4 protein-coding genes are annotated in these 7,160 nt (G+C 60.4%); 2 read left to right on the top strand and 2 right to left on the bottom strand.

Annotation, left to right across the window (positions count from 1 at the left end; all coding sequences use genetic code 11):
• Positions 1-97 precede the first annotated feature (97 nt).
• Positions 98-1,822, bottom strand: coding sequence for a gamma-glutamyltransferase (gene ggt, locus E1K68_RS13320; RefSeq protein WP_212614204.1), 1,725 nt, complete (start codon positions 1,820-1,822; stop codon positions 98-100).
• Positions 1,823-2,023: 201 nt separating this feature from the next.
• Between ggt and E1K68_RS13315 the strand changes: the two genes are divergently transcribed.
• Positions 2,024-3,169, top strand: coding sequence for a PatB family C-S lyase (locus E1K68_RS13315; RefSeq protein ID WP_003191027.1), 1,146 nt, complete (start codon positions 2,024-2,026; stop codon positions 3,167-3,169).
• A gap of 89 nt (positions 3,170-3,258) precedes the next feature.
• Positions 3,259-6,444, top strand: a complete 3,186-nt coding sequence (locus E1K68_RS13310) for a DUF6543 domain-containing protein (protein ID WP_212614203.1) — start codon at positions 3,259-3,261, stop codon at positions 6,442-6,444.
• A 39-nt stretch (positions 6,445-6,483) separates the two neighbouring features.
• On the opposite strand, the gene E1K68_RS13305 is transcribed toward E1K68_RS13310, so the two are convergent.
• Positions 6,484-6,699 carry a TOBE domain-containing protein gene (locus E1K68_RS13305; protein ID WP_003173733.1) on the bottom strand — a complete coding sequence of 72 codons (216 nt, stop codon included), beginning with the start codon at positions 6,697-6,699 and terminating at the stop codon, positions 6,484-6,486.
• Positions 6,700-7,160: the final 461 nt, after the last annotated feature.

Here is a 7,160-nt window from a genome sequence, read left to right as displayed (position 1 = left end):
AAAAACGTCAACGATAACGCGTGTTTTCTGGATAAACGCGGCGCCTGTGAGTTTTTCGCGAGCAAGCTCGCTCCTACAGAGACAATGCCAGCTCCTTTTAGTAGCCCAACGACAAGCCCGTGTTGCGCCGCGGGTCATTGGCCCCATAGAAACGGTTGTTACCCACCGGCTTGCCGTCCAGGGAAGGCGCGCCTACCAGGATGGCGGCCAGGTGGTTGGCATCTTGCGGGCCGGCAAACTTGTGGCCCCAGCTTTCGAGGATCTTCTGGGTGTCCGGGCTGACCGCAAAGGTCTCAAGGTTGGTGGTTTCCGGCATCCATTGCTGGTGGAAGCGCGGTGCGTCCACGGCTTCCTGGATGTTCATCTTGTAGTCGATGACATTCAGGATGGTCAGCAAGGTCGCGGTGATAATGCGGCTGCCCCCCGGTGTGCCAACGACCATTACTGCCTTGCCGTCCTTGGTGACGATGGTCGGGCTCATCGATGACAACGGCGCCTTGCCCGGTGCGATGGCGTTGGCTTCGCCCTGCACCAGCCCATACATATTCGGCACGCCGACCTTGACGGTGAAGTCATCCATTTCATCGTTGAGAATCACCCCGGTCTTGCTGGCCATCACCCCGGCGCCAAACCAGTCATTGAGGGTATAGGTCACCGAGACCGCGTTGCCCCACTTGTCGACGATGGAATAGTGGGTGGTGTTATTGCCTTCGTGGGGCGACACACCTGGCTTGATCGCCTGGGAGTCACCGGCCTTCTGCGGCTCGATGGCAGCGCGTAGCTTGGCCGCGTAGTTCTTGTCCAGCAGATGCTCGATGGGGTTCTTCACGAAGTCCGGATCACCCAGGTAGCTGTTGCGGTCCACGTAGGCATGGCGCATCGCTTCGATCTGGTAGTGCAGGCCCTGGGCCGAGTGATAGCCCAGATCGGCCATCGGGTAGCCTTCGAGGATGTTCATGATCTGGCAGATCACTACACCGCCCGAGCTGGGTGGCGGTGCCGAGACCACATGGTAGCCACGGTAGTCGCACTCGATGGGGGCCAGTTCGCGGGTTTTGTAGGCGTCGAGGTCGGCCTGGGTGATGATGCCTTTGCCGGCCTGGCTGGAATCCACCACCGCGTTGGCAACCCAGCCTTTATAGAAACCGTCGGTGCCCTTGGCCGAGATTTCCTTGAGGGTCTTGGCCAGGTCCTTCTGCACCAGCTTCTGACCCACCTGCATCGGTTTTCCGTTGTGCAGGAAGATCCCGCGCATGTCCTGGTCTTTTTCGAACTCACCGGTGGCAGTGTGCAACAGGTCGATATCGCCCTGCTCCAGCGCAAAGCCGTTTTCGGCCAGCTTGATCGCCGGGGCAATCACTTGCGCGCGCTTGAGGGTGCCGTACTTGCTCAGGGCCAGCTCCATGCCAGACACCGTGCCCGGTACGCCGACCGCCAAATGGCCTTTGGCGCTGAGGCCTTCGACCACATTGCCGGCCTTGTCGAGGTACATGTCGGCCGTTGCCGCCAACGGGGCTTTTTCGCGGAAGTCGAGGAAGGTCTTGCGCCCGTCCGCCAGTTGCACGGTCATGAAACCACCGCCGCCCAGGTTGCCCGCCGCCGGGTACACCACCGCCAGCGCGTAACCTACCGCCACCGCCGCGTCGACCGCGTTGCCGCCGGCCTTGAGCACATCGACACCCACGTGGGTTGCCAGGTGCTGGGCCGTGACCACCATGCCATTTTCACCCGCAACCGGGGCTTGGGAAGCTGCGTGCACACCGTTGACCGTCAAGACCAGCGCGGTCGCAATCAACGTGTGACTCAAGGGTTGGTATTTCATCCATGGCTACTCTGATTATTGAGATGCACCAAAATAGCCCCTAGCCGATTCAATCCCCAGCGCAATGGCGTTTTTATTACAGAACTTGTCGGTCATGGAACGCACACCGCTGCGCACGTCGGCAATCAGCTCTGGCCTATAAAATTAATGGCGCTAGAATCGGCGCCATTCTTTTACCGCCGCCCTGATACGAGCCTGTCCATGAGCTTTGATTTCGACACGATCCACCCACGCTTCGATACCGGCAGTACCAAGTGGAGCCGTTACCCGCAAGACGTCCTGCCGATGTGGATCGCCGACATGGACATTGCCGCGCCGCCCGCCATCTTGCAAGCCCTGCACGCGCGCCTCGACCAGCAGATTCTCGGCTACAGCGTGGCCGGCCCGGACGTGCGCGACGCTATCGTTGCCGACTTGTGGGCCAAGTACGCCTGGCGCGTACAGCCTGAAGAACTGCTGTTTCTGCCCGGCGTGGAGCCTGGCTTCAATATGGCCCTGCACGCCTTCGTCCAGCCTGGCCAGGCGGTGGTACTGCAAACCCCCAACTATCGGCCGATTCGCCTGGCGCCCGGCAACTGGAACCTGCCACGCATCGAAGTGCCGTTCCAATTGATCGATGGCGAGTACCGCACACCGCTGCCGGCCATGCGCCAAGCCTTGAGCGGGGCCGGGGCGCTGTTGCTGAGCAACCCGCACAACCCCATCGGCAAGGTGTTTGCCCGTGAAGAGTTGCTGGCGGTAGCCAATGCCTGCCTGGACACCGGCGCATTGATCATCAGCGACGAAATCCACGCAGAGCTGTGCTTCGACGGCCGTCGCCACATCCCCACCGCCAGCCTCAGCCCCGAGATCGCCCAGAACACCATCACCCTGATGTCAGCGAGCAAGGCGTATAACGTGGCCGGCCTGAAGACCTGCTTCGCCGTGGTCCAGAACGCCGAGGTGCGCGAGCGTTTCAATCAGGCGCGCTGCGGCATGGTCGACAGCGTCAGCCCCCTGGGCCTGGAAGCCACCCGCGCCGCCTACAGCGAATGCACCGACTGGCTCAACGCGCTGGTGCAGTACCTGCAAGCCAACCGTGACTACCTGCTCGACGCGGTAAAAACCCGACTGCCCGGCGTAGTGATGCATGCGCCGCAAGGCACGTTTCTGGCGTGGCTCGATTGCAGCGCATTGGGCCTGGAAGACCCGCAACGGTTCTTCCTGGAACAGGCCAAGGTGGGCCTGAGCGCGGGGATTGAATTTGGCGATGACAGCCAGCAATTCGTGCGCCTGAACTTTGGTTGCCCACGGGCGATGCTGGAGGAAGGCGTGCAGCGCATGCAGATCAGCTTACAAAACCGCTGACGTCGGTCGGAACCGCACGGGAGATTTTTCGCACATACCGGGCTTAGCTGCCCGCTGTGCCATTGAAATTCTCCCGGAGCCGCCCGTCGATGATTCTGCCGCCACGCCCACTCCCCCTCATTGCCTGGGATTTCAAACCCATCGCCGGCGATACCCCGCAGGCCTTGCCGGCCTACTCATTGGAGCCTCTGCAACCGCCACGCAAACCGGCGTTGAGGCAAAACCTAAGTACATCGGTAGACCATCAGAAAGCCCTCTACCGGCAGCTGTTGCAGGCCACGCACACTGCGCTGCCCAGGGTGCGCGACGAAGCCAAGCAATGGGCCGAGGCGCTGGTGTTCAAGTTGACCGGGCGCAAGGTCGATGCCGACGCCATCTTCCTCAATCGCTTTCAGCAAGCACAAAGTGCCAATACCGTCACCGACTGGGAACATCTGGGGGAAGAGCCCACGGTTTCCCAGGCGCTGCCGGACGCACTGTTGAGCAACTTCAGCGAACACGATGCGCTACCCGGCGTGCTTGACCAGCAAGCCGGCTTATACACGGTCGGCCGCGGGCAAAGTACCCAAGGCGGCTATGGCGCCCATAACCAGTTTGCGCTGGCGCCTTCCCAGCTGATGCATGAAAGCTGGAAAACCGACTTTCAGGCGCACATGACTCAAAAGCTCGAACGCTTCTGGCGCGACCATGGCGATGACTACCGCACCGCGTTGAAAGGCGAGTTCATTTATCAGGCCCGTGAACAGCTCAAGGCCTACGAGCGCGCCTCACCCACCGAACGCCTGAACATGCCGGCCGAGCAGCGCTTTACCCGCGATGACTACCGCCTGGTGATGGGCGCGGCCGCCAACCTGTTCCTGGATGAAAACCAAGCCCTGAGCGTCGAACAACTACGAGCGACAGCGCCGGTAGAAGGCCGCACACGGGTTCACGTGTTTGACATCAACGGGCGCCCCGCTCACGACATCCTGCGTTTCACCGCCACTGACTACGGCAGCCACGGGCAATTACGTGATCGTCGAGACGGCGTGCAGGTCCTGTATATGCCGGGGCACAAGCCCGCTTTCCTGCGCTTTGATTCCCTGGACACGATGGACCAATGGGTGGCCGAGCAAGGCCGGCATGCCGAGACGCGCAAGGCGCTGCAATCGCACTTCGCCCTCAGGGACCGACAAGACAGCGACTTGGGGTTCTGGAGCAATTTCAAATCCTTCATCACCGGCGATTCGCGCTCGAACAAAGGCGCGGACAGCGCCATTCGCTACTTGGCCAGCGGCTACTGGGACACCCTGGAAGGGACCGTTATCGACAGCGCCAATGTGCGCATTCACGGCGACGTGTTCAGCGTGATCAAAGACGCCACCCGCGAACGCATGTCCCGCGATGCAGACGTCATGATTAAGTCCAACAGCGAGGTCACCCGCGATACCTGGCTTAACGATTTGACCGTAGCCGCCGGCCTGGCGGCCAAGTTCGCAGTGATTGGCGAGCCGGTTGTGGTCGGTGTCGCGGCCGCCGCCGGCCTTGTAGAAGCCCAATTGGGTGTCGAGCAATCGATCACGGGTGACACGCAGGCCGAGCGCAAACACGGCAGCAGTGCCGCACTGGATGGCGCGCTCAATGAGCTGTTCGCCATCGTGGGCGGTACCGTGAAGGAGCCTGCCTTTGAGCAACCGGCCACGATCCCTCTGACTCGGGAGCTTTTCAGCGACGGCCGGCAGGCAATGGTCATCGAACACCCTTTGAGCCCCAGTGCCTATACCCTGCCACGCGCCAATGGCTATGACTTGGTGGACCGTGGTCGGGTCTATCGCTACCTCAATACAAGACCTGGCGAGCTGACCGACCTGCAAGCAACAGAACACGCCAAGCCCTTGGAGGACTTTGAGGCGTTTTGCCCTGTGCCCGCTCTGGGTGGGCGGGTGCGACGCGGCATTCAGGATGAGTGCTTCGTTAAACGTGTCGCCGACCTGCCCAAACCCGAACAACGCCTGCAGGCCCTGGAGCACGTGCGGTTGTTCCCGTCCAAGGCCGGGCTGTTCACGCGCGAGCGCACGGTGGTCTATGAAAAACGCCTGCACAAAATAGTCAAAGGCGACACCGGCCCCCAACTGGTGCCCGTCGCAAACGGTGAACGCATCACTTACAAGGCGCACGTGCGCGGCCAGCTCATTGACGACCCCGATTTCGGCTTTTACACAGGCGACAGCGCCGACACGCTTGCTAAAGATACCCGGGTGGTCAAGCTCGGCAGCATCAGCAATGCCAGCAATGATCAACGCCAGCTCAGAGGCGTGGTCGTCACCAGCGGCAGCCAGCGCTACCTGGTGGTAGAGGCTGACACTGCCGAGTTCTATTACGCACCATTGGATAAAACGCAAACCCGGGATATCAGGTTCAAGAAATGCGGGCCTCTAGAGCTGAGCCTTGCGCAAGGGTACCGCCAGTTTCTGAGTGCCAACCATGCTGTGCAGGCCCTTCAGGCCGACTTTGTTGCGCTGGCTCCGCTCAAAAAAGCCTTCAAGCAGCTGCAGCGCTCAGGTTTTAGCAAAGCCGACATCGACGAATTGAAGCGCCACTGCAAAGGCATGAACCCTGAGCAGCAGCGCGAAGTGGTGTACCGGCTGCAACAGGCCAATGCCATCGTGAAACCGGATGTGGCCTTGCGCCCCCATCGTGTTTCACCGTTGCCTGGCAACCAGGTGCATCCGGCCGCAGACCTGGCCAGGGCCGACGCGGCCAGGCTTACCCTGGGCTGGTTGCGGCGCACCGCCAAGCTGAAAGCCGCCAATACCGTGCAGGTGACCATGGGTGAAGCCACGACACTCACGAGCGGCAACGACGTGCTTTCTACCCGCAGCCTGACCGACTGCTCGGCCATTGCGGTGCTCACCGACTGGGACGGTGCGCGTTACCAGACCCGCACGCTGATGCACCTGACCGGCAGCAACCTGGAGCTGGGCCTGCGGGGCGGCAATACCCAAGCGTTGCTGAACCGATTGAACGCATCCCTGAACAAAGGTGGGCAGGTCATCCTGGTAGGCGGGGTCAATTCAGGTTCGCTGCAAGGCATGGCCACCACCATCGGGCAATCGTTGCAGGGCGAACAACCGCTCAGGACACTGCTTCAAGCACGGCCCGGCGTCAGCGTCACGCTGGCCAGCTCCCTGGGCATTACGCTGAATGCCGATGGCACGTTCGAGCTGATCGAGGGAACGGGCAAAGGGGTGATGCCCGAGGATCAGGTCAGGGAAATTTTCAATCGAGTTGACTGAGGGCGCTGCCCCACGCCTTTCCCTGACCCTGTTGGGCGCTCACAACTTGGCAATGGACACTTCGGTGGACTTCACAAAGGCAATCACTTCACTGCCCACCTTCAATTCCAGGTCACGCACCGAGCGTGTGGTGATCACCGACGTCACAATGCCCGAGGCGGTCTGCACGTCGATTTCCGACACCACTTCCCCCAGCAGGATCTCCTTGATCACGCCTTTGAACTGGTTGCGCACGTTGATCGCTTTGATGGTCATGTCGGCTTTCCTTTTGGCTGTTGGGTCAATCCGCACGAATGCGCAGGCCCTCAAAATGCGCTGCCGGATAGAATATTAAAAGGAATAAATATCTATTTATTTATTCGATAAAGACATAAGCAGAGTGATGTTTCATGACCCGTCCACGGCTGAATTTGTGTGTGCCAGCGACCTATGACCGCACATCTTGTGCGTTGACCAACGTTGTCACACCCCATATAGTGTGCCCACAAACAGATCAGACCACTACATAGTGTGCAGCATCGGTATTTACCGACCACACTACGCGCAGTATTTCAATGCCTTGTAGCCTGCAAAAACATTTATTTTTCGAGTACCAGGAAGGAGTATTTCCATGCTGAGTTGGGATGAAGTCGACAACGAAGACACCGGTGCAGCGGTGATCAAAGGCGCCAACGCCGGCCACGCCACCGAAGCCAACATGGACCGCCTCGACGGTG

The sequence above is a fragment of the Pseudomonas sp. B2021 genome (assembly GCF_018135665.1).
GTDB lineage: Bacteria > Pseudomonadota > Gammaproteobacteria > Pseudomonadales > Pseudomonadaceae > Aquipseudomonas > Aquipseudomonas lactis.
This window is presented reverse-complemented; position numbering and strand designations above follow the sequence as displayed.